This window comes from Cellulomonas sp., assembly GCF_036279715.1.
In the GTDB taxonomy this organism is placed as follows: domain Bacteria; phylum Actinomycetota; class Actinomycetes; order Actinomycetales; family Cellulomonadaceae; genus Cellulomonas_A.
In genome coordinates this window covers 1-2,653 of sequence record NZ_DASUIR010000045.1, presented here as the reverse complement: position 1 = coordinate 2,653, position 2,653 = coordinate 1, and the positions used below count along the sequence as shown (strand labels likewise).

The following is a 2,653-nucleotide window of genomic DNA, read 5'->3' as shown; positions in this document are numbered from 1 at the left end:
GGCCCGGACCGCGCTCGCCAGCGGGGACGTGCCCGTGGGGGCGGTCGTCGTCGGGCCCGACGGCGAGGTCGTCGGACGCGGTCACAACGCACGCGAGCGCGACCACGACCCGACGGCGCACGCCGAGGTCGTGGCGCTGCGCGCGGCGTCGGTCCGGCTCGGGCGCTGGCGGCTTGACGACTGCACGCTCGTCGTGACCCTTGAGCCGTGCCTCATGTGCGCCGGCGCGACGGTGCTCGCCCGGGTGCCGCGCCTCGTGCTCGGCGCGTGGGACCCCAAGGCTGGGGCGTGCGGGTCGCAGTGGGACGTCGTCCGCGACCGGCGGCTCAACCACCGGGTCGAGGTGGTCGGCGGCGTGCTCGAGGACGACTGCGGGGCGCTGCTGCGCGAGTTCTTCGAGGAGCGGCGCGCGGACTGACGCCGACGCGTCAGAGGCGGTCGGCCAGCGCCGTGAGCGTCTCGGACGTGCCGGCGTCGAGCGTGAGCGTCGCGAGGTCGTCCCCGCGGGTCGCGCCGCGGTTGACGATGACGACCGGGACCCCAGCCTTGGCGGCGTGCCGCACGAACCGCAGGCCCGACATGACCGTGAGCGACGACCCGGCGACGAGCAGCGCGTCGGCCGCGTCCACCAGCGCGAACGCCCGCGTGACCCGTTCCTTGGGCACGTTCTCCCCGAAGTAGACGATCTCCGGCTTGAGGATCCCGCCGCACAGACCGGCACCGCCGTCCGGGGCGGGTGCCCAGCACGACGCGACCCGGAAGTGCGCGGTGGCCGAGATGACGGCGTCGGCGTCGGGCGCGATCTCGATGTCCCCGACCGCGCCGATGGACTCGACGAACCCGGGATTGAGCGCCTCGAGCCGCACGGCCAGCTCCGCGCGCGAGACGACCGTGCCGCAGCGCAGGCAGACGACCCGGTCGTAGCGCCCGTGCAGGTCGATGACGTTCCGGCTGCCCGCGGCCTCGTGGAGCAGGTCGACGTTCTGGGTGATCACACCGACGACGACGCCCCGGTCCTCGAGCTCGGCGAGCGCGTGGTGCCCGGCGTTCGGGAGGGTGCGGTGCACGTGCCGCCACCCGACGTGGTTGCGGGCCCAGTAGTGCCGCCGGAACGCGTCGTCGGCCACGAACTGCTGGTAGGTCATGGGGGTTCGCGGTGGCGAGTCGGGACCGCGGTAGTCGGGGATGCCCGAGTCCGTCGAGAGCCCGGCGCCCGTCAGGACCGCGATGCGACGACTCGTGAGCGCCGCGACGACGTCGTCGATCGTGCCCGGTGCCGGGCGCACGGCGGGCCGGGTGTCGGTCGGCGCGGGGTGGGTCACTGTCCCACGGTACGACGGCGTCCTGAGGGGTGGGTCCGGGCGGGGTCGGCCCGATTTCGGCGTGCGGGCTCCGACCAGGTAGCCTTCGGGGCGAGGTAGCGTGTCCGAGCGGCCTAAGGAGCACGCCTCGAAAGCGTGTGTGGGTGAAAGTCCACCGTGGGTTCAAATCCCACCGCTACCGCCACGGGTTTCGCACACAACTGAAACCCTCGAAGTGACAGAACCCCTCGCGGGGAGCCCGGAAGGGCTTCTGGCGGGGGGTTTCGTCGTTCGAGGGTGCTTGTTCGCCCGGTCAGCGGGCCCGGATGCCGGGCTACCGGTCGCGTAGGTGCGTCGCTGGGCTGCGCCGGTCCCGGCCGTGCGGAACGTGGGTACGCCGAGGGGCCCGCGGCCGGTGGCCGCGGGCTGAAGGTAGGCGAGAAGTTGTCGAGCCTGGTTGGTCAGGCAGCGAGGGGCGGGTCGATCGCTCCGTGGGGGCTCTCGTCGACGGGAACGGCTTCGTAGCCTTCGGTCTTCGGGTCGGGCTGCAGCAGGATGTCGTGGCCCTGGTAGTGGTTCTTCTGCGCCCACACGCGCATGGTCCGCAGGTTGTACTGCACCATCGCGAGCGCGGTCATGAGTGCGATGGCGGTCAGGCCGACGACCCGGATCCAGCCGCGCCGGACCCCTTCAGCGTCACGGGACTGGAAGACGCCGAAGAAGCCCTCGATGGAGGTCCGGCGGACGTACTTCTCGATCCACTTGTCCGAACCCCAGCGCTCATGCTGGCGGAGCTTGGCTGCGACCTGGCCACCCAGCACGATCGTCGGCTGCCAGAAGACCTTCTTCTTGCGCTGGGCCGCAGTGGCACGCTCGCGCTGGTACGTGGGCACGTTGAACTGCCGCGAACCGTTCTCGCTGCGGCTGGTGTTCGCGATGAAGGCATACTTCGCGAGCTCGGCTTGAGCTGTGCGGAAGGCGACGAGCTCGGCGAGGAGCTTGGCGTAGGTTCGCTTCTTCTTGGGCGTCGCGGTCTCGTTCGGCTTGATCAGTTTCAGGCGAGTGGGCCTCGGGATCTGGCGGAGCCTCTCCGGTACCCACGGCAGGTAGGGCCAACCGTCGATGAGCAGGGCGCCGGACTCCGGGTCCACGCGGGCGCCGCGATCGGCCGGGTTGACGTCGATCACCTGGTCGATGTCACGACGCAACAGCTCGTTGGCCCAGCTTTCCTCGTCCCAGTTCGAGAACCCGCGGTCGGAGAGGAGATCAGTGAGGGGCCGATCATCGGAGATGTACGCGTCGAGCATGCGCAGGTCATGCTCGACGGCCACCACTTCAACGCCGTCCAGGCC

Annotated in this window: 3 protein-coding genes and 1 tRNA gene; 2 read left to right on the top strand and 2 right to left on the bottom strand. The window is 71.0% G+C overall.

Features of this window, described 5'->3' with window-relative positions; all coding sequences use genetic code 11:
• Positions 1-418: tRNA adenosine(34) deaminase TadA (tadA, locus tag VFW79_RS04910; RefSeq protein WP_329676200.1), on the top strand; the 418-nt coding region annotated here is incomplete at its 5' end.
• Between the two features lie 10 nt (positions 419-428).
• On the opposite strand, the gene VFW79_RS04905 is transcribed toward tadA, so the two are convergent.
• The gene (locus VFW79_RS04905) at positions 429-1,322 is read right to left on the bottom strand and encodes a Sir2 family NAD-dependent protein deacetylase (RefSeq protein WP_414647876.1); all 894 of its coding nucleotides are present in this window, start codon (positions 1,320-1,322) and stop codon (positions 429-431) included.
• Positions 1,323-1,416: 94 nt separating this feature from the next.
• Here VFW79_RS04905 and VFW79_RS04900 point away from each other — a divergent pair.
• Positions 1,417-1,506: transfer RNA gene (locus tag VFW79_RS04900), tRNA-Ser, on the top strand.
• Positions 1,507-1,762: 256 nt separating this feature from the next.
• On the opposite strand, the gene VFW79_RS04895 is transcribed toward VFW79_RS04900, so the two are convergent.
• Positions 1,763-2,653 (bottom strand): hypothetical protein (locus VFW79_RS04895; RefSeq protein WP_329676199.1); only part of this gene is annotated, 891 nt, incomplete at its 5' end.